The organism is Nocardioides kribbensis, assembly GCF_015070375.1.
In the GTDB taxonomy this organism is placed as follows: Bacteria; Actinomycetota; Actinomycetes; order Propionibacteriales; family Nocardioidaceae; genus Nocardioides; species Nocardioides kribbensis.
In genome coordinates, this window is sequence record NZ_JADCLL010000002.1 from 588044 (window position 1) to 610068 (window position 22025).

18 protein-coding genes are annotated in these 22025 nt (G+C 72.0%); 15 read left to right on the top strand and 3 right to left on the bottom strand.

The window, feature by feature from the left end; genetic code table 11:
- Positions 1-29: 29 nt before the first annotated feature.
- From IR170_RS08365 to IR170_RS08420, 12 genes are read left to right on the top strand one after another with little or no spacing between them, the layout of a single operon-like run.
- Positions 30-1370, top strand: coding sequence for an NADH-quinone oxidoreductase subunit D (locus IR170_RS08365; protein ID WP_193661984.1), 1341 nt, complete (start codon positions 30-32; stop codon positions 1368-1370).
- A complete protein-coding gene (gene nuoE, locus IR170_RS08370) occupies positions 1370-2173 on the top strand; it encodes an NADH-quinone oxidoreductase subunit NuoE (protein ID WP_193661985.1) in 804 nt (267 codons plus the stop codon). The genes IR170_RS08365 and nuoE overlap by 1 nt, the downstream gene beginning before the upstream one ends.
- Entirely contained in the window at positions 2170-3486 is a 1317-nt protein-coding gene (gene nuoF / locus IR170_RS08375) for an NADH-quinone oxidoreductase subunit NuoF (protein ID WP_056864821.1), read from the top strand. Before nuoE ends, nuoF begins: the two co-directional genes overlap by 4 nt.
- A complete protein-coding gene (locus IR170_RS08380) occupies positions 3483-5939 on the top strand; it encodes an NADH-quinone oxidoreductase subunit G (protein WP_193661986.1) in 2457 nt (818 codons plus the stop codon). Before nuoF ends, IR170_RS08380 begins: the two co-directional genes overlap by 4 nt.
- Complete coding sequence (gene nuoH, locus IR170_RS08385; protein WP_193661987.1) at positions 5936-7282, top strand: NADH-quinone oxidoreductase subunit NuoH; 1347 nt, start codon at positions 5936-5938, stop codon at positions 7280-7282. Before IR170_RS08380 ends, nuoH begins: the two co-directional genes overlap by 4 nt.
- A complete protein-coding gene (gene nuoI / locus IR170_RS08390; RefSeq protein ID WP_193661988.1) occupies positions 7282-7908 on the top strand; it encodes an NADH-quinone oxidoreductase subunit NuoI in 627 nt (208 codons plus the stop codon). The genes nuoH and nuoI overlap by 1 nt, the downstream gene beginning before the upstream one ends.
- Before the next feature lie 26 nt (positions 7909-7934).
- On the top strand, positions 7935-8735 hold the full coding sequence (locus tag IR170_RS08395) for an NADH-quinone oxidoreductase subunit J (RefSeq protein WP_227488944.1): 801 nt from the start codon (positions 7935-7937) through the stop codon (positions 8733-8735).
- The gene (gene nuoK, locus IR170_RS08400; protein ID WP_056864818.1) at positions 8735-9034 is read left to right on the top strand and encodes an NADH-quinone oxidoreductase subunit NuoK; all 300 of its coding nucleotides are present in this window, start codon (positions 8735-8737) and stop codon (positions 9032-9034) included. Before IR170_RS08395 ends, nuoK begins: the two co-directional genes overlap by 1 nt.
- 31 nt (positions 9035-9065) lie before the next feature.
- Complete coding sequence (gene nuoL, locus IR170_RS08405) at positions 9066-10988, top strand: NADH-quinone oxidoreductase subunit L (RefSeq protein WP_406603378.1); 1923 nt, start codon at positions 9066-9068, stop codon at positions 10986-10988.
- On the top strand, positions 10988-12607 hold the full coding sequence (locus IR170_RS08410) for an NADH-quinone oxidoreductase subunit M (RefSeq protein WP_193661990.1): 1620 nt from the start codon (positions 10988-10990) through the stop codon (positions 12605-12607). The genes nuoL and IR170_RS08410 overlap by 1 nt, the downstream gene beginning before the upstream one ends.
- A gap of 3 nt (positions 12608-12610) precedes the next feature.
- Entirely contained in the window at positions 12611-14203 is a 1593-nt protein-coding gene (gene nuoN / locus IR170_RS08415; RefSeq protein ID WP_193661991.1) for an NADH-quinone oxidoreductase subunit NuoN, read from the top strand.
- Complete coding sequence (locus IR170_RS08420; RefSeq protein WP_193661992.1) at positions 14200-15210, top strand: polyprenyl synthetase family protein; 1011 nt, start codon at positions 14200-14202, stop codon at positions 15208-15210. Before nuoN ends, IR170_RS08420 begins: the two co-directional genes overlap by 4 nt.
- 34 nt (positions 15211-15244) lie before the next feature.
- On the opposite strand, the gene rarD is transcribed toward IR170_RS08420, so the two are convergent.
- Positions 15245-16156: an EamA family transporter RarD gene (gene rarD / locus IR170_RS08425; RefSeq protein ID WP_193661993.1), complete on the bottom strand. Its 912-nt coding sequence runs from the start codon at positions 16154-16156 to the stop codon at positions 15245-15247.
- A gap of 93 nt (positions 16157-16249) precedes the next feature.
- Here rarD and IR170_RS08430 point away from each other — a divergent pair, with 93 nt between their 5' ends.
- The gene (locus IR170_RS08430; RefSeq protein ID WP_193661994.1) at positions 16250-16678 is read left to right on the top strand and encodes a hypothetical protein; all 429 of its coding nucleotides are present in this window, start codon (positions 16250-16252) and stop codon (positions 16676-16678) included.
- Positions 16679-16792: 114 nt separating this feature from the next.
- On the opposite strand, the gene IR170_RS08435 is transcribed toward IR170_RS08430, so the two are convergent.
- Complete coding sequence (locus IR170_RS08435) at positions 16793-17878, bottom strand: 2-oxoacid:ferredoxin oxidoreductase subunit beta (RefSeq protein ID WP_193661995.1); 1086 nt, start codon at positions 17876-17878, stop codon at positions 16793-16795.
- Positions 17879-17881: 3 nt separating this feature from the next.
- Complete coding sequence (locus IR170_RS08440) at positions 17882-19828, bottom strand: 2-oxoacid:acceptor oxidoreductase subunit alpha (protein ID WP_193661996.1); 1947 nt, start codon at positions 19826-19828, stop codon at positions 17882-17884.
- A 266-nt stretch (positions 19829-20094) separates the two neighbouring features.
- On the opposite strand from IR170_RS08440, the gene IR170_RS08445 reads away from it, so the two are divergent.
- Positions 20095-21144: a sulfate ABC transporter substrate-binding protein gene (locus tag IR170_RS08445; RefSeq protein ID WP_056864809.1), complete on the top strand. Its 1050-nt coding sequence runs from the start codon at positions 20095-20097 to the stop codon at positions 21142-21144.
- Positions 21141-22007 (top strand): sulfate ABC transporter permease subunit CysT, encoded by an 867-nt coding sequence (cysT, locus tag IR170_RS08450; RefSeq protein WP_056864808.1) that lies wholly within the window; start codon positions 21141-21143, stop codon positions 22005-22007. The genes IR170_RS08445 and cysT overlap by 4 nt, the downstream gene beginning before the upstream one ends.
- The last annotated feature ends 18 nt before the right edge of the window (positions 22008-22025 follow it).

Here is a 22025-nt window from a genome sequence, read left to right on the forward strand (position 1 = left end):
CCCCTCGCCCACCGTCCCCGGAGGTCAGCATGACGACCCAGGAAGACCTGTACGCCGGCACCAGCGAGACCACCGAGGGCCGTGTCTTCACGGTCACCGGGCAGGACTGGGACCAGATCGCCGAGGGCCTGGCCGAGGACGCCGAGGAGCGCGTCGTCGTCAACATGGGCCCCCAGCACCCCTCGACCCACGGCGTGCTGCGGCTGATCCTCGAGCTCGAGGGCGAGACGGTCACCGAGGCCCGCTGCGGCATCGGCTACCTCCACACCGGCATCGAGAAGAACATGGAGTACCGCTCCTGGGTGCAGGGCGTGACCTTCTGCACCCGCATGGACTACCTCAGCCCGTTCTTCAACGAGGCCACCTACGTCCTCGGCGTCGAGCGGCTGCTCGACATCGAGGCCGACGTGCCCGAGAAGGCCCAGGTCATGCGGGTGCTGCTCATGGAGCTCAACCGCATCTCCTCCCACCTCGTGGCCATCGCCACGGGCGGCATGGAGATCGGCGCGCTGACCGTGATGACGATCGGCTTCCGCGAGCGCGAGCTGGTGCTCGACCTCTTCGAGCTCATCACCGGGCTGCGCATGAACCACGCCTTCATCCGTCCCGGCGGCGTGGCGCAGGACCTCCCCGCCGGAGCCCTGGACGAGATCGCCTCCTTCGTGGCGCTGATGAAGAAGCGCCTGCCGGAGTACGCCGCGCTGTGCAACGCCAACCCGATCTTCAAGGCCCGCCTGGAGGGCGTCGGCCACCTCGACCTGGAGGGCTGCCTGGCCCTGGGTCTCACCGGGCCCCCGCTGCGCGCCAGCGGCTACCCGTGGGACCTGCGCAAGACCCAGCCCTACTCCGGCTACGAGGACTACGACTTCGACGTCCAGACCTGGGACACCGCCGACGCCTACGGCCGCTTCCGGGTGCGCCTGGCGGAGATGTGGGAGTCGCTGAAGATCGTCGAGCAGGCCGCGGCCCGGCTCGCCGGCCTCGAGGGCGCGCCCGTCATGGTCGCCGACCGCAAGATCGCCTGGCCCAGCCAGCTGGCCATCGGCTCCGACGGCATGGGCAACAGCCTCGACCACATCCGCCACATCATGGGCGAGTCGATGGAGGCCCTCATCCACCACTTCAAGCTGGTCACCGAGGGCTTCCGGGTGCCGGAGGGCCAGGCCTACGTGCCGGTGGAGTCGCCTCGCGGGGAGCTCGGAGCCCACGTCGTCTCCGACGGCGGCACCCGCCCCTTCCGCGCCCACTTCCGCGACCCGTCCTTCACCAACCTGCAGGCCACGAGCGTGATGAGCGAGGGCGGCATGGTCGCCGACGTCATCGTCGCGATCGCGAGCATCGACCCCGTCATGGGAGGCGTGGACCGCTGATGATCAGCCAGGAGACCTACGACGAGCTCACGGCGATCGCCGCGCGCTACCCCGAGGCCCGCTCGGGCCTGCTGCCCATGCTCCACCTCGTGCAGTCGGTCGAGGGACGGGTGACCCCCGAGGGCATCGAGACCTGCGCCGACATCCTCGGGATCTCCGCGGCCGAGGTCAGCGGGGTCGCGACGTTCTACACGATGTACAAGCGCAAGCCGGTCGGCGACTACCACGTCGGGGTCTGCACCAACACGCTGTGCGCGGTGATGGGCGGCGACGAGATCTTCGCCCGGCTCAAGGAGCACCTCGACGTCGGCAACGACGAGACCACGCGGCTGCGCGACGGCGACCGGGCCACCGTGACGCTGGAGCACCTGGAGTGCAACGCGGCCTGCGACTACGCCCCGGTGATGATGGTCAACTGGGAGTTCATGGACACCATGACGCCCACCTCGGCGGTCGACCTGGTCGACGACCTGCGCGCCGGGCGCGAGGTCACCTCGACCCGCGGCCCGCGCATCTGCACCTGGCGCGAGGCCGAGCGGGTGCTGGCCGGCTTCCCCGACGGCCGCGCCGACGAGGGCCCGTCGGCCGGACCGGCCTCGCTGGTCGGGCTCGGCATCGCCCGCGAGCGCGGCTGGTCGGCGCCCCCGGCCGACCGTGACGCCGACGCCGACGCCGTCCCGGAGGAGCCGGGCGAGGAGCTCGCGGCCGCGCGCGAGTCCGACGACAACCAGGCCGAGCAGGCCGTCGTGGAGGCGGAGAGCGGCTCGTCCGAGACCGCCGCCGAGAAGGGAGAGGCGTCATGACCGCACCGGACACCCTGACCCCCGTGCTCACCGCCACGTGGGCCGACGAGCGCAGCTGGACCCTGGACTCGTACACCGCCAGCGGCGGCTACGAGGGCCTGCGCCGCGCGCTCACCATGAGCCCCGACGACGTCATCGCCGAGGTCAAGGACTCCGGCCTGCGCGGGCGGGGAGGAGCGGGCTTCCCCACGGGCATGAAGTGGGGCTTCATCCCCCAGGACAACCCGAAGCCGAAGTACCTCGTCGTCAACGCCGACGAGTCCGAGCCGGGCACCTGCAAGGACGTCCCGCTGATGATGGCCTCGCCGCACACCCTGGTCGAGGGCGTGATCATCAGCTGCTTCGCCATCCGGGCCCACACCGCCTTCATCTACATCCGCGGCGAGGTGCTGCACGTGGTCCGCCGGGTGCAGGCCGCGGTGGCCGAGGCCTACGCCGCCGGCCACCTCGGTCGCGACATCCACGGCTCCGGCTTCGACCTCGACGTCGTGGTCCACGCCGGTGCCGGCGCCTACATCTGCGGAGAGGAGACCGCGCTGCTCGAGGGGCTCGAGGGCCGCCGCGGCCAGCCGCGCCTGCGCCCGCCCTTCCCGGCCGTCGCGGGCCTCTACGCCAGCCCCACGGTCATCAACAACGTCGAGTCGATCGCCTCGGTGCCCAGCATCGTGCGTCACGGCGCCGCGTGGTTCGCCTCGATGGGCACCGAGAAGTCCAAGGGCTTCGGCATCTTCTCCCTCTCGGGCCACGTCACCCGCCCCGGGCAGTACGAGGCGCCGCTCGGCATCACGCTGCGCGAGCTGATCGGGCTGGCGGGCGGCATCCGCGAGGGCCACGAGCTGAAGTTCTGGACCCCCGGAGGCTCCTCGACGCCGCTGCTCACCGCCGAGCACCTCGACCTGCCGCTCGACTTCGAGGGCATGGCCGCGGCCGGCACGATGCTCGGCACCCGCGCCATCCAGCTCTTCGACGAGACCACCTGCGTGGTGCGCGCGGTGCTGCGCTGGACGGAGTTCTACAAGCACGAGTCCTGCGGCAAGTGCACCCCGTGCCGCGAGGGCACGTGGTGGCTCGTGCAGACCCTCGCCGCGCTCGAGCGCGGCCAGGGCAGCGAGGCCGACCTCGACCTGCTGCTCGACCAGTGCGACAACATCCTGGGCCGCTCCTTCTGCGCTCTGGGCGACGGCGCCACCAGCCCCATCACCAGCTCCATCAGGTTCTTCCGCGAGGAGTACCTCGCCCACCTCACCCACGGCGGCTGCCCCTTCGACGCGGCCCGCTCCACTGCCTGGGCCGGACAGGAGGCGCTCGCATGAGCGACGTCGAGCAGCGCACCGACCTGGTCTCGGTGACCATCGACGGGATCCAGGTCAGCGTGCCGCGCGACACCCTGGTCATCCGCGCCGCCGAGCAGGTCGGCGTGCAGATCCCGCGCTTCTGCGACCACCCGCTGCTCGCGCCCGTCGGCGCCTGCCGCCAGTGCCTGGTCGACGTGCCCGACGCCGGCAACGGCCGCGGCTTCCCCAAGCCGCAGGCCTCCTGCACCCTGCCGGTGGCCGAGGGCATGGTCGTGCAGACCCAGGCCACCAGCGAGGTCGCCGACAAGGCCCAGCAGGGGGTCATGGAGTTCCTGCTGGTCAACCACCCGCTCGACTGCCCGGTGTGCGACAAGGGCGGCGAGTGCCCCCTGCAGAACCAGGCGATGAGCAACGGGCGCGGCGAGTCGCGCTTCGCCGGCTCCGGCAGCGGCGGGGTGAAGCGCACCTTCCCCAAGCCGATCAACCTCTCCCCGCAGGTGCTGCTCGACCGCGAGCGCTGCATCGTGTGCCAGCGCTGCACCCGCTTCGCCGAGGAGATCCCCGGCGACCCCTTCATCGCGCTGGTCGAGCGCGGTGCGCAGCAGCAGATCGGCATCGCCGAGGACGCGCCGTTCCTGTCGTACTTCTCCGGCAACACCATCCAGATCTGCCCGGTCGGCGCGCTGACCTCGGAGTCCTACCGGTTCCGCTCGCGCCCCTTCGACCTCGTCTCGAGCCCGTCGGTGGCCGAGCACGACGCCTGCGGCGCCGCGATCCGCGTCGACCACCGCCGCGGCAAGGTGATGCGCCGTCTCGCCGGCAACGACCCCGAGGTCAACGAGGAGTGGATCACCGACAAGGACCGCTTCGCCTTCACCTACGCCACGCAGCCCGACCGGATCACCTACCCCCGGGTGCGCGACCGCGTCGAGGACGGCGGCGACGGCTCGCTGCGCCCCGCGTCCTGGCCGGAGGCCTTCGCGGTCGCCGCTCGCGGGCTCGCCGCGGCCGGTGCCTGCGCCGTCCTGCCCGGCGGCCGGGTCACCGCCGAGGACGCCTACGCCTACGCCAAGCTGGCCCGCGTCTCGCTCGGCACCAACGACGTCGACTTCCGCGCCCGCCCGCTCTCGGCCGAGGAGGAGTCCTTCCTGGCCGGCCACGTCGTGCTCACCGGCCCCGGCGACGGCGGCGTCACGTACGCCGACCTGGAGCGGGCCTCCAGCGTGGTGCTCGTCGGTCTCGAGCCCGAGGAGGAGGCCGGCACGCTCTTCCTGCGCCTGCGCAAGGCCTCGCGCCGCGGGCTGCGCGTCGTGTCGATCGCCCCCTTCGCCACCCGCGGCCTGCGCAAGCTGTCCGGCACCCTGGTGCAGACGGTGCCGGGTCGCGAGCCCGGCGCGCTGCGCGAGCTCCTGGGGCACGCCGACCACGGCATCGACTCCCGCGCCGTCGTGCTGCTGGGCGAGCGGCTGGCCACGGTGCCCGGCGCCTACACCGCCGCGGCCGAGCTGGCCGCCCGCACCGGTGCCCGCCTGGCCTGGGTGCCGCGCCGCGCCGGCGACCGCGGCGCGCTCGAGGCCGGCTGCCTGCCGAGCCTGCTGCCCGGCGGCCGTCCGGTCGCCGACGCGGCGGCCCGCGTCGACGCCGCCACGTCCTGGGGCGTCGAGAGCGTGCCCGAGACGCCCGGTCGCGACGCCGACGCCATCGTCGCGGCGCTGCTGACCGGCGAGGTCGGCGGCCTGGTCGTCGGTGGCGTCGACCCCGACGACACCGCCGACCCCGACGCGACCCGCCGTGCCGTGGAGGCCGCCCGCTTCGTCGTGGCCCTGGAGCTGCGCGAGACCGAGGTGACCCGCGCGGCCGACGTCGTGTTCCCGGTCACGCCGGTGGTCGGCAAGGCCGGCACCTTCGTCACCTGGGAGGGGCGGCCCCGCCCCTTCGAGGCCGTGCTGGCCGAGGCCGGCGCGCTGCCCGACCTGCGGGTGCTCTCCGGCATCGCCGAGGAGCTCGCCCGGCTCGGCCGCGGCGCCCCCCTCGGCTTCCGCACGGTCGCCGAGGTGCGCGCGGAGATGGCCGAGATCGGGCCCTGGGACGGCGAGCGGGCGACCTTCGCGCCGATGAGCGCCCTGGACACCCCGAGCACCGACGACCCGCTGACCACCGCCGGGGGCGCCCCCGGCTCGGTGCTCGCGACCTGGAAGCAGCTGCTCGACGACGGCGCGATGCAGGCCGGCGACAAGCACCTCGCCGCCACCGCGCGGCCCGCCGTGGCCCGCGTGCCGCGCACCGTGCTCGACGCCCTCGGGCCGGTGGTCACGCTCACCGGCGACCGCGGGTCCGTCACCCTGCCCGCCGAGGCCGCCGACCTGCCCGACGGCGTGGTGTGGGTGCCCACCCGCTCCAGCGGGCGGGGCGTGCTGGCCGACCTGGCCTCGCCGGGTGCCCGCGTCACCGTGAAGGGAGCCGAGCTGTGACCCCCGACGACCTCTCCGCCTTCGGGCAGGACCCGTGGTGGCTGGTGCTGGTCAAGGCCGTGGCCATCTTCGTGGTCCTGGTCCTGCTGACGCTGTTCAACATCTGGTGGGAGCGGCGCGTCGTCGCGCGCATGCAGCACCGCATCGGCCCCAACCGCAACGGTCCCTTCGGCCTGCTGCAGTCGCTGGCCGACGGCGTGAAGCTGGCGCTGAAGGAGGACATCATCCCCAAGGCCGCCGACAAGGTGGTCTTCGTGATCGCGCCGGTCCTGGCCGTCATCCCGGCCTTCGTGACCTTCGCGGTGATCCCCTTCGGCCCCGAGGTGGGGGTGCCGTTCAGCGACCGCACCACCCCGCTGCAGCTCACCGACATGCCGGTCGCGGTGCTGTTCGTGATGGCGATCGCCTCGATCGGCATCTACGGCATCGTGCTGGGCGGCTGGTCGAGCGGCTCGACGTACTCCCTGCTCGGCGGGCTGCGCTCGAGCGCCCAGATGATCTCCTACGAGGTCGCGATGGGCCTCGCGCTGGTGGCGGTGTTCCTCTACGCCGGGTCGATGTCGACCTCGCAGATCGTGGAGGCGCAGAGCGACGTGTGGTTCGGGCTGATCCTGCTGCCCTCCTTCGTCATCTACGTCATCGCGATGGTCGGCGAGACCAACCGCGCGCCCTTCGACCTCCCCGAGGCCGAGGGCGAGCTGGTCGGCGGCTTCCACACCGAGTACTCCTCGCTGAAGTTCGCGCTGTTCTTCCTCGCCGAGTACATCAACATGGCCACGGTCTCGGCCGTGGCGACGACGCTGTTCCTCGGCGGCTGGCGCGCGCCCTTCGGCATCGAGCGGGTCTGGGAGGGCGCCAACGAGGGCTACGTCCCGGTGGTCTGGTTCTTCGCCAAGATGCTCGTCTTCATCTTCTTCTTCATCTGGCTGCGCGGCTCGCTGCCGCGGCTGCGCTACGACCAGTTCATGGCCTTCGGGTGGAAGGTGCTCATCCCGGTCGCGCTGGTGTGGACCGTGGCCGTGGCCACCATGCGCCTGGCGCGCAACGAGGGCTGGTTCGCCGAGCTGCGCGACCCGGTCAGCCTCGCGATCGCCGTCGGCGTCGCGGTGGTCCTGCTCGGTGCCCTGTTCGCCTTCTCCGCCCGCGAGGGCGAGCCCGAGGAGGTGCCCGACACCGCCGCGGCCCGCCCAGGCGGCTTCCCGGTGCCGCCCATGCCCGCCGGCGGCGCCCGCCGCGGTGCGGCCGCGCCGCTGCGCTTCGCGTCCACCAGCCCGTCACCGGGAGCCGCGTCGTCCGACCCGGCGCCCGCGACCGTCCCCGCCGGTGCGGGGGAGGAGCACTGATGTCCGCCTCGACACCCGCCCAGCCCGCGAAGCGGGACCCGGAGAAGGGCCCCACGCTCAAGGAGCAGTTCTGGGACCCCGTGGCCGGCTTCGGCGTCACGTTCCGCACGATGTTCCGCAAGGTCGTCACGGAGCAGTACCCCGAGGACAAGCAGCCCACCGCCCCGCGCTTCCACGGTCGCCACCAGCTCAACCGCTGGCCCGACGGCCTGGAGAAGTGCATCGGCTGCGAGCTCTGCGCCTGGGCGTGCCCGGCCGACGCGATCTACGTCGAGGGCGCCTCCAACGTGGACGGTCCCGGCCCCGACGGCGAGACCTCCGGTCGCTTCAGCCCCGGCGAGCGCTACGGCCGCGTCTACCAGATCAACTACCTGCGCTGCATCCTGTGCGGGCTGTGCATCGAGGCCTGCCCGACCCGCGCGCTGACCATGACCAACGAGTACGAGCTGGCCGACGACAACCGCGCCGACCTCATCTACGAGAAGTCCGACCTCCTCGCGCCGCTGCTGCCCGGCATGGAGCAGCCGCCCCACGCGATGCTGCTCGGCGACGACGAGGGCGACTACTACCGCGGTGCCTACGCCGCGCCGGCGCCGTCCTCCACCACCGAGGAGACCCCCGCGTGACCGCCTTCTGGATCCTCGCCCCGGTCATGGTGCTGGCGGCGCTCGGCATCCTGTTCGTCCGCAAGGCCGTGCACGCAGCGCTGCTGCTGGCGGTGGTGATGATCAGCCTCGCCGTGCTCTACGCCGCGCTCGACGCGCCGTTCCTCTTCGCCGTGCAGATCATCGTCTACACCGGCGCCATCCTCATGCTGTTCCTCTTCGTGCTCATGCTGGTCGGCGTCGACGCCTCCGACTCGGTCGTCGAGACCATCCGCGGCCAGCGCGTGCTCGCGGTGGCCGGCGGCCTGGTGCTCGGGGTGCTGCTCGTCCTCGGGCTCAGCCAGCTGACCCTCGGCACCGTCGTGGGCCTCGACGAGGCCAACTCCGGCGGCAACATCGAGGCGCTGGCCAACATCCTCTTCAGCCGCTACGTCTTCGCCTTCGAGACCACCAGTGCGCTGCTCATCACCGCGGCGGTCGGCGCGATGGTGCTGGCCCACCGCGAGCGGCTGACCCCGAAGGCCGGCCAGGCCGAGCGGGCGGCCCAGCGGGTCCGCGACTTCAGCGAGAAGGGCACCCACCTCGGTCCGCTGCCCTCGCCGGGCGTCTACGCGCGCCACAACGCCGTGGACACCCCGGCGCTGCTGCCCGACGGCACGCCCGCCCCCGACTCGGTCTCGCGGGTGCTCTCCTCGCGCGGCACCGTGCGCTCCGCACCGGCCCTGGCCGACGACATCGAGCAGGTGCGCCGCTCCATCGACGGCGTGCCCGGCGGTGCCAGCGGCGAGCAGGCGACCGCCACCGGCCACAACACCGAGCAGCACTCGCTCGAGGAGGAGGGCCGCTGATGGACACCACGCCCTACGTCGTCCTGTCCGCGATCCTGTTCACGATCGGCACCGTCGGCGTGCTCACCCGCCGCAACGCCATCGTCGTGTTCATGTGCGTGGAGCTGATGCTCAACGCCTGCAACCTCGCGCTGGTCGCCTTCGCGCGCCAGCACGGCAACCTCGACGGCCAGATCGCCGCCTTCTTCGTGATGGTCGTCGCCGCCGCCGAGGTCGTCGTGGGCCTGGCCATCATCATGACCATCTTCCGCACCCGTCGCTCGGCCTCGGTCGACGACGCGAGCCTGCTGAAGTACTGAGACAGGACCGGTGACACCGCAGATGTACCTCATGTCAGAGGGCGGCCACACGATCCCCGTGGTCGCCCCCCTCGAGGCCGAGGGCGCCTACACGCTGCTGTGGCTGGTGGTGGCCCTGCCGCTGCTGGGCGCCGCGGTGCTGCTCGTCGGCGGTCGCCGCACCGACCGCTGGGGGCACCTGCTCGGCACGGCCACGGCGCTCGCGTCGTTCGTGCTCAGCGTCGTGCTCTTCGTCGACCTGCTGGGGCGCGAGGAGTCCGAGCGCCAGGTCGCCCAGCGGCTCTGGGAGTGGATGGAGGTCGGCGGCTTCTCCGTCGGCATGGACCTCCTCTACGACCCGCTCTCGGCGCTCTTCCTGCTGCTCATCACCGGTGTCGGCACGCTGATCCACGTCTACTCGATCGGCTACATGGAGCACGACCCGCGCCGCCGGCGGTTCTTCGCCTACCTCAACCTCTTCGTCGCCGCGATGCTCACGCTGGTCCTGGCGGAGAACTACGTCGTGCTCTTCCTCGGCTGGGAGGGAGTGGGCCTGGCCTCCTACCTCCTCATCGGCTTCTGGCAGCACAAGCCGTCGGCGGCCGCCGCGGCGAAGAAGGCCTTCGTCATCAACCGCGTCGGCGACATCGGCCTGAGCCTGGCCATCGCCCTGATGTTCGTCACCTTCGGCACCACCAGCTTCACGCAGGTCAGCGAGCTGACCTCCGGCGCGGGCGAGGGCACGCTGACCGCGCTCGGCCTGCTGCTCCTGCTGGGGGCCTGCGGCAAGTCGGCGCAGGTGCCGCTGCAGGCCTGGCTGCTCGACGCCATGGAGGGTCCCACCCCGGTCTCGGCCCTCATCCACGCCGCCACCATGGTCACCGCGGGGGTCTACCTCGTGGTGCGCTCCAACTTCGTCTACGAGCTCGCTCCCCACGCTCAGACCGTCGTGGTCGTGGTCGCCACGGTCACGCTGCTGTGGGGTGCGGTGATCGGGTGCGCCCGCGACGACATCAAGAAGGTCCTGGCCGGCTCGACGATGAGCCAGATCGGCTACATGATGCTGGCCGCCGGCCTGGGCGTGTACGGCTACGCCTTCGCGATCTTCCACCTCATCACCCACGGCTTCTTCAAGGCCAACATGTTCCTCGGCGCCGGCTCGGTGATGCACGGCATGGCCGACGACGTCGACATGCGCCGCTACGGCGCGCTGCGCAAGGCGATGCCGGTGACCTTCCTGACCTTCGCGATGGGCTACCTCGCGATCATCGGGTTCCCGCTCTTCTCCGGCTTCTGGTCGAAGGACAAGATCATCGAGACCGCGCTGGTCGAGAGCCCGGTCGCGGGCGTGTGCGCCCTGGTCGGCGCCGGCGTGACCGGCTTCTACATGACCCGCCTCATGCTGATGACCTTCTTCACCGACAAGCGGTGGAAGGAGGGCGTGCACCCCCACGAGTCGCCCTCGGTGATGACCGTGCCGCTCATCGTGCTGGCCGCACTCTCGGTGCTCGGCGGCATCCTGCTGCTCGGCGACTGGATCGTCGGCTGGCTGGCCCCGGTCGTCGGCGAGGCCCCGCACCACGAGCCCCCGGTGCCGGTCATCGTGCTCACGGTCCTCACGGTCGCGGTCGTCGCGGTCGGCGTCGCCGCCGCGTGGTTCCTCGTCGGTCGCCGCGAGGTGGCCCGCACGGCCCCGCAGGACGTCTCGTTCGCGGTCCGCGCGGCTCGCGCCGACCTGTACGGCGACGCGATCAACGACGCCGTCGTGGTGCGGCCCGGCCGCCGGCTGGTCACGCTGCTCCTCGGCGTCGACCACCGCGGCGCCGACGGGCTCTTCACCGGCGGCGGCTCGGCCGTGGCCGGGGTCGGCGGGCTGCTGCGCCGCGTGCAGAACGGCTTCGTGCGCTCCTACGCCCTGTCGGTGCTCGCCGGCGCCCTGATCGTCGTGATCGCCCTGATGGTGGTGAACTCCTGATGTCCGACTTCCCCTGGCTCACGGTGCTCGTGCTGGTGCCGCTGGTCGGCTCCGTCGCCGTGGCCCTGCTCCCGCTGCCCGCGGCGCAGGCCAAGCAGGCCGGTCTGGCCGTCAGCGTGGTCACCCTCGCCCTGGCCGCGGCCGTCGCCGCGCAGTTCGACGTCGAGGGCGGCATGCAGCTCACCGAGACCCACGACTGGATCTCGGCCTTCGGGGTCCACTACGCCCTCGGCGTCGACGGCCTCGGCCTGCTGCTGATCCTGCTCACCGCCGTGCTGGTGCCGCTGGTGCTGCTCGCCGCCTGGTCCGACACCGACCAGCCGCTCGGCCCCGACGGTGAGGACGAGACCACCCGCCAGGGCTCCGGCCGGGCCTTCGTCGCCTGGACCCTCGCCCTGGAGGCGCTCTCGCTGGCGGTCTTCGCCGCGACCGACGTCTTCCTCTTCTACGTCGTCTTCGAGGCGACGCTGATCCCGGCCTACTTCCTGGTCGGGGGCTTCGGCCGCGAGGGTCGCAGCGCCGCGGCGCTGAAGTTCCTCATGTTCCAGCTCGCCGGCGGCCTCGTGCTGCTGGCCTCGGTGATCGGGCTCTACGTCGTCTCCGCCCAGCAGGGCAGCCCGTCGTACCTCCTCTCCGACCTCGAGCAGCTCGACATCGGCACCGAGGCCGGTCGGTGGCTGTTCCTGGGCTTCTTCATCGCCTTCGCGGTCAAGGCCCCGCTCTTCCCGGTGCACACCTGGCTGGCCGACACCACGGAGCGGGCGACCCCGGCCACGAGCGTGCTGCTGGTCTGCGTGCTCGACAAGATCGGCACCTTCGGCATGCTGCGCTTCTGCCTCGGGCTCTTCCCCGAGGCCTCGCAGTGGGCCACGCCGGTCGTGGTCGCCCTCGCCCTGGTCTCGATCGTCTACGGCGCGCTCATCGCGATCGGCCAGGACGACCTCCTGCGCCTGATCGGGCTGACCTCGCTGAGCCACTTCGGCTTCATCACGCTGGGCATCTTCGTGCTCAACACCCAGGGCGGGTCCGGCGCCGTGCTCTACATGGTCAACCACGGTCTCGGCACCGCGGCGCTCTTCCTGGCCGCCGGCTTCGTCATCCGCCGCCGCGGCACCACGCTGATCAGCCAGATGGGCGGGGTCGAGAAGGTCACCCCGGTGCTCGCCGGGCTGTTCCTGGTCGCGGGCCTGGCCACCCTGGGCCTGCCCGGGCTGAGCACCTTCGTCTCGGAGTTCCTCGTCATCATCGCCGCCTTCCAGTACCAGTGGTGGGTCGGCGCGATCGCGGTCACCGGCATCGTCCTGGCCGCCATCTACGTCCTGTGGATGTACCAGCGCACGATGACCGGCCCGACCGTGCCCGCCCTGCCCGGCACCGGGACCGGCGCCGACCCCGACGCGACCGGGTCCACCCGCACCGACCTCACCGTGCGCGAAGGCGTCGTCCTGGTGCCGCTGGTGGTCGGGCTGGTCCTCTTCGGCTTCTACCCCGGGCCGCTGCTGGAGGCCAGCAACCCCTACGTCGGGACGCTGCTGGAGCGGGTCGGGGTCACCGACGACGCGCCCACCGTCACCTCCCCGGAGTCCGAGACTCCGGCGTCCGCCGAGGAAGGCAGCTAGACCATGGACTCCACGACCTTCGTCAAGCCCACCCTCGACTACTTCCACCTCTGGCCGATCCTGGTCGTGCTGGGCGTCGCGGCCCTGGGCGTCGTCGTCGAGGCCTTCGTGCCCCGCGCGCGCCGCTTCGCGACCCAGACCGTGCTCGCCCTCGCCGGCCTGGTCGCGGCCCTGGTGGGCACCGTGCTGGTCGGCCTCGACCTCACCGAGGTCGGCGACGGCGCCGCGCGCGGCCTGCTCACCGCGGGCGGCACCCTGGTGATCGACGGACCCGCGGTCTTCCTGTGGGGGCTGGTCCTGATCTTCGCGGTCGGCGGGGTGCTGCTCTTCGCCGAGCGCCGCCTCGAGGGCGGGGTCTCGGCCTTCGCCGGCCAGGCCGCCGCGCTGCCGGGCACCGAGGCCGAGCGCCAGGCCCAGGGCCTGGACCACACCGAGGTCTACCCGCTGATGATGTTCGCGGTGGCCGGCATGATGATCTTCCCGACCGCGGGCGACCTGCTCACGATGTTCGTGGCCCTCGAGGTCCTCTCGCTGCCGCTCTACCTGCTCTGCGGTCTGGCCCGCCGCCGCCGCCTGCTGAGCCAGGAGGCCGCGATGAAGTACTTCCTGCTCGGGGCCTTCTCCTCCGGCTTCTTCCTCTACGGCGTCGCCCTGGTCTACGGCTTCGCGGGCTCGATGGACCTCGCCGCGATCGACCAGGCCGTGCGCGCCGACACCGGCAACCACACCCTGCTGGCCATCGGCATGGGGCTGCTCGCGGTCGGGCTGCTGTTCAAGGTCGGGGCCGTGCCCTTCCAGTCCTGGACCCCCGACGTCTACCAGGGCGCCCCGACGGCGGTGACGGCGTTCATGGCCGCCGGCACCAAGATCGCCGCCTTCGGCGCGATCCTGCGGCTGTTCTACGTCGGCTTCGGCTCCGACCGCTGGACCTGGCAGCCGATGCTGTGGGTGGTCGCGATCCTCACCATGGTCGTCGGCGCCGTGCTGGCGATCTCGCAGTCCGACGTGAAGCGGATGCTGGCCTACTCCTCCATCGCCCACACCGGCTTCCTGCTCACCGGGGTCCTCGGCGTCCAGACGAGCGCCGAGCTGGCCGACGGCCAGGTCACCTCGCTCCAGGCGATCCTCTTCTACCTCACCACCTACGGCTTCTCGATGGTCGCGGCCTTCGCCATCGTCACGCTGGTGCGCGACTCCGGCGGCGAGGCGACCGCCTTCGACCGCTGGGCCGGCCTGGGCCGGCGCTCGCCGTGGGTCGCCGGGGCCTTCGCGTTCCTGCTGCTGTCGATGGCGGGCATCCCGCTCACCGGCGGGTTCGTGGGCAAGTGGGCGGTCTTCACCGTCGCCTTCTCCGCCGGCGCCTGGCCGGTGGTGCTGGTGGCGATCTTCTCCAGCGTCGTGGCCATCTACTTCTACGTCCGCCACATCCGCCTGATGTTCTTCACCGCACCCACCGCCGACTCGGCCGCGGTGGTCGCGCCCTCGCTGTTGACGTCGGCGACCATCGCGGTGGGCGTGCTCGCCACGGTGCTGCTCGGCATCGTGCCCGGCCCGGTGCTCGACCTCGCGGGCCATGCGGGAGAATTCATCAGGTGACGTCCTCTCCCGCGCCGGCCGCCCTGGCCCTCCCGGTCACCGACGAGGCCCTGGCCGCCCGTCTCCACGGTCGGATGGCGGAGGTCGAGGCGCTCCTGGCCGGCCACGTCGAGGGCCGCACCCGCTACGTCTCCGAGGCCGCGCGGCACCTGCTGCAGGCCGGCGGCAAGCGGTTCCGCCCGCTGCTGGTGCTCCTCGCGGCCGAGACCGGGCCCCACCCGGAGGCCGCGGAGGTGCTGACGGCGGCCTGCGTCGTGGAGATCACCCACCTCGGCTCGCTCTACCACGACGACGTGATGGACGAGGCCGACCTGCGTCGTGGCGCCGACTCCGCCAACGCCCGCTGGGACAACCTGGTCGCCATCCTCACCGGCGACTTCCTCTTCGCCCGCTCCTCCGAGCTCACCGCCACCCTCGGCGCCGACGCCGTGCGCATCCAGGCCGAGACCTTCACCCGGCTCGTCGAGGGCCAGATCATGGAGACCGTCGAGCCGGGCCCTGACGAGGACGCCCTGCAGCACTACCTCGACGTGGTGGCCGGCAAGACCGGCTCGCTGATCGCCACCTCCGCGCGCTACGGCGCCCGCTTCTCCGGCGCCCCGCGCGAGGTCGAGGAGGCGCTCGCGGCCTACGGCGAGATCGTGGGCAGCGCCTTCCAGCTCTCCGACGACATCCTCGACGTGGCCTCGGAGTCGCAGGAGTCGGGCAAGACGCCCGGCACCGACCTGCGCGAGGGCGTGCCGACGCTGCCCGTCCTCATGGCCCGGGCCTCCGAGGACCCCGCCGACGCGCGCCTGCTCGAGCTCCTCGCGGGTGACCTCACCGACGACGCCCGTCACGCCGAGGCCCTGGGCCTGCTGCGCGCCCACCCCGCCATGGATCAGGCCCGTTCCTACGTCGTGGCCCGCGCCGACGAGGCCAAGGCGCTGCTCGACGTGCTGCCCGACAGCCCCGTGAAGGAGGCCCTGGAGGCCTTCGCCGACCTCGTGGCGCTCCGCACGGCCTGAGACGCCGGGGCTCGCGCCGGGCGGGCTGCGCCGCTCAGGCGGCGCTCGACGCCGCGACGGTGAGCCGCAGCTGGCGCCGGTGGTGCCCGACCGCCTCCACGGTGAAGAGCACCAGCGCGAGCCAGACCAGGACGAAGCCGGCCCAGCGGCCGGCCGGCATGTCCTCGCCGTACCAGAGCACGCCGAGGGCGAACTGCAGGATCGGCGCGAGGTACTGCAGCAGCCCCAGCGTCACCATCGGCACCCGTGTGGCGGCCGCGCCGAAGCACAGCAGCGGCACCGCCGTGACGACGCCGAGGGTGGTGAAGAGCAGCGCGTGGCCGACGCCGTGCTGCCCGAACTGCGCGGTCCCGGTGGTGGCCAGCCACGCCAGGTAGGCCCCGGCGAAGGGCGCGATGAAGGCCGTCTCGACCGCGAGGCTCTCCACCGCGGGTGCACCGGCGGTCTTCTTGGCCAGGCCGTAGGTCCCGAAGGAGAAGGCGAGCACGAGGGCCACCCACGGCGGTCGGCCGTAGTCGAGCGTGAGCACGGCGACCGCGGAGGCGGCGATGCCCACGGCCACCCACTGCAGCGGACGCAGCCGCTCGCCGAGCAGCAGGACGCCCATGAGCACCGTCACGAGGGGGTTCATGAAGTAGCCCAGCGAGGTCTCGACCACGCGGCCGTTGGTGACGCCGTAGATGTAGGTGGCCCAGTTGCAGGTGATGGTCACCGCGGCCAGGGCCAGCAGGGCGGTGGTGCGTCGGGAGGCGAGCAGGGCCCTGACACCGGCGGCTCGCCGCAGCGCCAGCACGAGCACGCCCATGGTGAGCACCGACCAGACGATGCGGTGGGCCAGGATCTCGAGCGCACCGGCGGGCTCGAGGAGGGGGAAGTACAGGGGGAAGGCGCCCCACATGAGGTAGGCCGCGGCCCCGAGGGCCACGCCGCGGCGAGAGTCGGACACCGGGGGAGCATAAGTCCGGTCGAGACCGGTGTTTACCGCGGTCCGCGCGGGGCAGGTTCGAGGCGTCCCCCACACCTGAACCCAGGAGCCCCCATGCGGATCACCCGCCTCGTCGCCGGCCTCGTGTCGCTGCTGATCGCCGCCGCGCTGTCGTTCGTCGGAACCTCCTCCACCGCGGCCCCCGCCCCGGCCAAGGAGGCCCGCACGATCAGCATCAGCACCAAGGAGTACAAGCCCGACCGGTTCGCCCTCCAGGGCGACATCACCGGCAGCGGCAAGATCAACTACATCGTCGAGCGCAAGCTCTGCAACCAGAAGACCGGCGCCAACCGTCCCTGCAAGAGCGCCCCCTGGAAGCGCTTCGAGAAGGACCGGACCAAGGACAACGGTCGCTACTACGAGCGCATCGCCAACCCGCCCAAGGGCAAGAACCACGCCTGGTACCGGGTCCGGACCTTCGAGTCCCCGAAGTACGTCGCCGCCACCTCGGGCCTCATCAAGATCTACGTCATCCGCTACTGACCGGAGACGTTCCCCGCGCCACACGTCATCAGGGCCCCCGCCGCACCAGCGGTCGGGGGCCCTGCTGCGTCGCGAGGGCGTCGGTGCTCAGCCGCGGCGCCCACCCGCCCGGCTTCAGACGACCGTCCAGGTGTCGCCGCCGCCGATGAGGCCGGCCAGCCGCTCGGCCGGCTCGCCCGGGGCGGCGTCGCGGGCCGCCGACACCTGTGCGCGGGTCTGGTCGTCGTAGGTGGGGCGCTCCACCTGGCGGAAGACGCCGATGGGTGAGCGGTTGAGGTAGCCCGCGTCGGTGAGCCGGCTGATCGCGAAGGCGGTGGAGGGGTCCTCGGCGTGGGCGTCGTGCACGAGCAGGTCGGCCTCGTCGACGTCGCCCACCTCGACCACCCTGACCCCGCCGGAGGCGGCGTCGCGCGCCAGCCCCAGTGTCCCGCCACCGAAGGTGATCCGCTCGCCGTGCACGAGGGGGATGACCGCCCGCTCGGCCGAGTCGCGGTCCTTGAGGCCGTCGAAGGCGTGGTCGTTGAAGATCGGGCAGTTCTGGTAGATCTCGACCAGCGAGGTGCCGCGGTGGGCCGCCGCGGCGGCGAGGACCCCGGTGAGGTGCTTGCGGTCGGAGTCGATGGTGCGGGCCACGAAGGTGGCCTCCGCTCCCAGCGCCAGCGACACGGGGTTGAAGGGCTGGTCGACCGAGCCCATCGGGGTCGACTTGGTGATCTTGCCGACCTCGGAGGTGGGGGAGTACTGGCCCTTGGTGAGGCCGTAGATCCGGTTGTTGAAGAGCAGGATCGTCATGTTCACGTTGCGCCGCAGCGCGTGGACCAGGTGGTTGCCGCCGATCGACAGCGCGTCGCCGTCGCCGGTGACGACCCACACAGAGAGGTCCTCGCGGGCGGTGGCGATCCCGGTGGCGATCGTCGGGGCCCGGCCGTGGATGGAGTGCATCCCGTAGGTGTCGAGGTAGTAGGGGAAGCGGCTGGAGCAGCCGATGCCGGAGACGAAGACGATGTTCTCGCGGCGCAGGCCGAGGTCGGGCAGGAAGGACTGCACGGCCTTGAGCACGGCGTAGTCGCCGCAGCCGGGGCACCAGCGCACCTCCTGGTCGGAGGTGAAGTCCTTGCCGGTCTGGCTCTCGCCCTCGGCCAGGGTGGGCACGCCCTCGGTGCCGCGCATCGCGGGCACGGGCAGGTCGGTGGTGGTCATCGCTCAGTCCTCCGGGTGGTCGGCGGGGTCGCCGGCGGGTGCGGACAGGTCGACCTCGACGCCCTCCGCCTCGGCCACGAGGGCGCCGATGGCCTCGGCGAGCTCGGCGGCCTTGAGCGGGAGCCCGCGCACGTGGTTGTAGCCCACGGCGTCGACGAGGTAGCGCGCACGCAGCAGCAGCGAGAGCTGGCCGAGGTTCATCTCCGGCACGAGGACCTTGTCGTAGCCGCGCAGGATCTCCCCGAGGTCGTCGGGGAAGGGGTTGAGGTGGCGCAGGTGCACCTGGGCCACGCGGTGGCCGGCACGGCGCACGCGACGCACGCCCGCGCCGATGGGGCCGTAGGTGGAGCCCCAGCCGATGACCAGGACCGAGGCCGCGCCCGAGGGGTCGTCGACCTCCAGCGGCGGCAGCGAGGCGGCGATGCGGTCGACCTTGGCCTGCCGGGTGCGGACCATGCGGTCGTGGTTGGCGGGGTCGTAGGAGATGTTGCCGTGGCCCTCGCCCTTCTCGAGCCCACCGATGCGGTGCTCGAGTCCGGGGGTGCCCGGCACGGCCCAGGGGCGGGCGAGGGTGTCCTCGTCGCGCAGGTAGGGCCAGAAGTCGCGGGTGTCGGGGTCGTCGGGGGAGACCACGTGGTTGGGCTCGGTGGCGAAGCCCGGGTCGATGCGCGGGAGGTCCTCGACGTCGGGGATGCGCCACGGCTCCGAGCCGTTGGCGAGGTAGCCGTCGGAGAGCAGGATGACCGGCGTGCGGTAGGTGACCGCGATCCGGGTGGCCTCGAGCGCGGCGTCGAAGCAGTCGCCGGGCGACCGCGGCGCGACGACCGGCACCGGGGCTTCGCCGTTGCGCCCGAACATCGCCTGGAGCAGGTCGGCCTGCTCGGTCTTGGTGGGCAGCCCGGTGGAGGGTCCGCCGCGCTGCACGTCGATGACCACGAGGGGCAGCTCGGTCATGACCGCCAGGCCGATCGCCTCCGACTTCAGCGCCACGCCGGGCCCGGAGGTCGTGGTCACCCCGAGGTGGCCCGCGAAGGAGGCGCCGATGGCCGAGCCGACTCCCGAGATCTCGTCCTCGGCCTGGAAGGTCGTGACGCCGAACGCCTTGTGCTTGCTCAGCTCGTGGAGGATGTCGGAGGCCGGGGTGATGGGGTAGGACCCCAGGAAGACCGGCAGGCCCGACTGCACGCCCGCGGCGACGAGGCCGTAGGACAGCGCGAGGTTGCCGGTGATGTTGCGGTAGGTGCCGGGGGCCATCGGCGCCGGCTTGACCTCGTAGCGCACCGCGAAGGTCTCGGTGGTCTCCCCGAAGCTCCAGCCCGCGGAGAAGGCGGCGAGGTTGGCGTCGCGGATGGCCGGCACCTTGGCGAAGCGCTTGGCCAGGAACGCCTCGGTCGAGTCGGTCGGCCGGCCGTACATCCACGACAGCAGCCCCAGGGCGAACATGTTCTTGGCGCGCGCCGCGTCCTTGCGCGAGAGCCCGAACTGCTTGACCGCCCCGACCGTCATGCCGGTGAGGTCCACGGGGTGGACCGCGAAGTCGGCCAGCGGCGAGCCGGGGGACTCGAGGTCGGCCAGCGGGTCGGAGTCGTAGCCGGCCTTGGTGAGGTTGCGGCCGCCGAAGTCGTGGGTGTCGACGATGATCGTGGCCCCGCGGGGCAGGTCGGGCAGGTTGGCCCGCAGGGCGGCGGGGTTCATGGCGACCAGGACGTCGGGGGCGTCGCCGGCGGTGAGGATGTCGTGGTCGGCGAAGTGCACCTGGAAGGACGACACGCCCGGCAGCGTGCCTTGGGGGGCGCGGATCTCGGCCGGGAAGTTGGGCAGGGTGACCAGGTCGTTGCCGAAGGCCGCCGACTCCTGGGTGAACCGGTCGCCGGTCAGCTGCATGCCGTCACCGGAGTCCCCGGCGAACCTGATGATGACCCGGTCGAGCTGCTTGACCTGCTTCGACACCTCGCGACACTCCTCGCCTCGGACGTGTTCGGACTGTAGCCCGCGTCACGTGAGGCGCCCTGGGTTTCCAGGTGCTGGACGACCCCCTGGACGACCCTCTGGGCGTCCCCGGCGCGAGACCGCGCGACGCGCCGGACGACTCTGTCCAGACCAGTGGTCGTTTAAACCTCATTTGTGCAGTAATCTACGCGAGATTGGTTGTTCACTCCTGTTCTGTCGGGAGTGGTGAGCAGCCTCTGGGTGCAGGGGCGGACAAGGGACACACGATGAACAAGCAGCTCAAGGCGGCGCTGGCGCTCGGTGCGACGGGGGTGCTGGCCCTGACCGGGTGCTCCACCTCCAGCGGCAGCGAGTCGGGCGAGACCATCAGCGTCAACGCCTTCTCGGTCATGGAGGCGGCCAACGAGCCGGTCTTCGAGGACTTCGTCGGCACCGACGCCGGCGAGGGGATGTCGGTCGGCGACTTCACCACCTCCTACGGCGCCTCCGGCGACCAGAGCCGTGCGGTCGAGGCCGGTGCCGACGCCGACGTCGTGCACTACTCCCTCGAGACCGACGTGACCCGCCTGGTCGGCGACGGCCTCGTGGCCGAGGACTGGAAGGACAACGCCACCAACGGCATCGCGACCTCCTCGGTCGTCGTCTTCGTCGTGCGCTCGGGCAACCCCGAGGGCATCGAGACCTGGGACGACATCGTCGAGCCCGGCGTCGAGGTCATCACCCCCAACCCCGGCTCCTCGGGCTCGGCCCGGTGGAACATCCTGGCGGCCTGGGCGCACATCGCCGGCAACGGCGGCACCGAGGACGAGGCGCGCGACTTCGTGACCTCGCTGCTCGACAACACCATCGCCCTGCCCGGCAGCGGCCGCGAGGCCACCACGGCCTTCACCGACGGCAGCGGCGACGTGCTGCTGTCCTACGAGAACGAGGCCATCCTGGCCAAGCAGAGCGGCGCCGACATCGACTACGTCGTGCCGCCGGACACCCTGCTGATCGAGAACCCCGCCGCCGTCACCGTCGACGCCGACGAGACCGCCCAGGCCTTCCTCGACTTCATGACCAGCCCCGAGGCGCAGGCCGACTACGCGCAGTCGGGCTTCCGCCCCGTCGTCGACGGCGTCGACGTGGGCGAGGTGGAGGGCGCCAACGACCCGGCCGACCCGTTCCCGACCCCCGAGGAGCTCTTCACCATCGACGACGACTTCGGTGGCTGGGGCGAGGCGGCCGACCTCTACTTCGGCGACGGCGAGGACGGCAACCCGCTCGGCATCATCACCGAGCTGCAGCAGGAGACCGGCAAGGTCGGCGAGGAGTGACCAGCACCCCTGTGCTCGAGCGGCCGGCGTCCCCCGAGGGACGCCGGCCCCGGCGCGTGCGCCGTACGACGCCCCGCAGCACGCTGACGCGTGGTGCGGGCCTGGGCCTGGGCATCGCGATGCTGTGGTTCAGCATCCTGGTGCTGCTCCCGCTCTCCGCCGTGGTCGCCGCGGCCGCGGAGGGGGGCTGGGGCCGCTACCTCTCGGTCCTGCAGAACGACCAGACCTGGGCCGCGGTCACCCTGACCGTCTCCCAGGCCGTCCTGGTCACGCTGGTCAACGTCGTGGTCGGCACCGTCATCGCCTGGGTGCTGGTGCGCGACCGCTTCTGGGGCAAGCGCGCCCTCGACGTGGTCATCGACGTGCCCTTCGCCCTGCCCACCATCGTCGCCGGGCTCGTGCTGCTGTCGCTCTACGGGCCGAACAGCCCGCTGGGCCTGCACTGGGCCTTCACGCCCAACGCCGTCACGCTGGCCCTGGCCTTCGTGACGCTGCCCTTCATCGTGCGCACGGTGCAGCCGGTGCTCGAGGAGCTCGAGACCGACGTCGAGGAGGCGGCCGCCTCGCTGGGGGCCAAGCGCTCGACGATCTTCCGGCGCATCATCCTGCCCAGCCTCGTGCCGGCCATCACCGCCGGTGCGGCGCTGTCCTTCGCCCGCGCGATCTCGGAGTACGGCTCGCTGGTCCTGCTGAGCGGCAACAAGCCCTACGAGACCGAGGTGGTCTCGGTGCGGGTGCTGACCTTCATCGAGAACGGCAACACCGCCTCCGCGGCGGCGCTGGCCTCGGTGATGCTGGCGATCGCGCTGGTGGTCATCGTGCTGCTCGACGTGCTCCAGCGACGGGTGTCGCGCCGTGGCTAGCCGGGGCACGAGCACCGC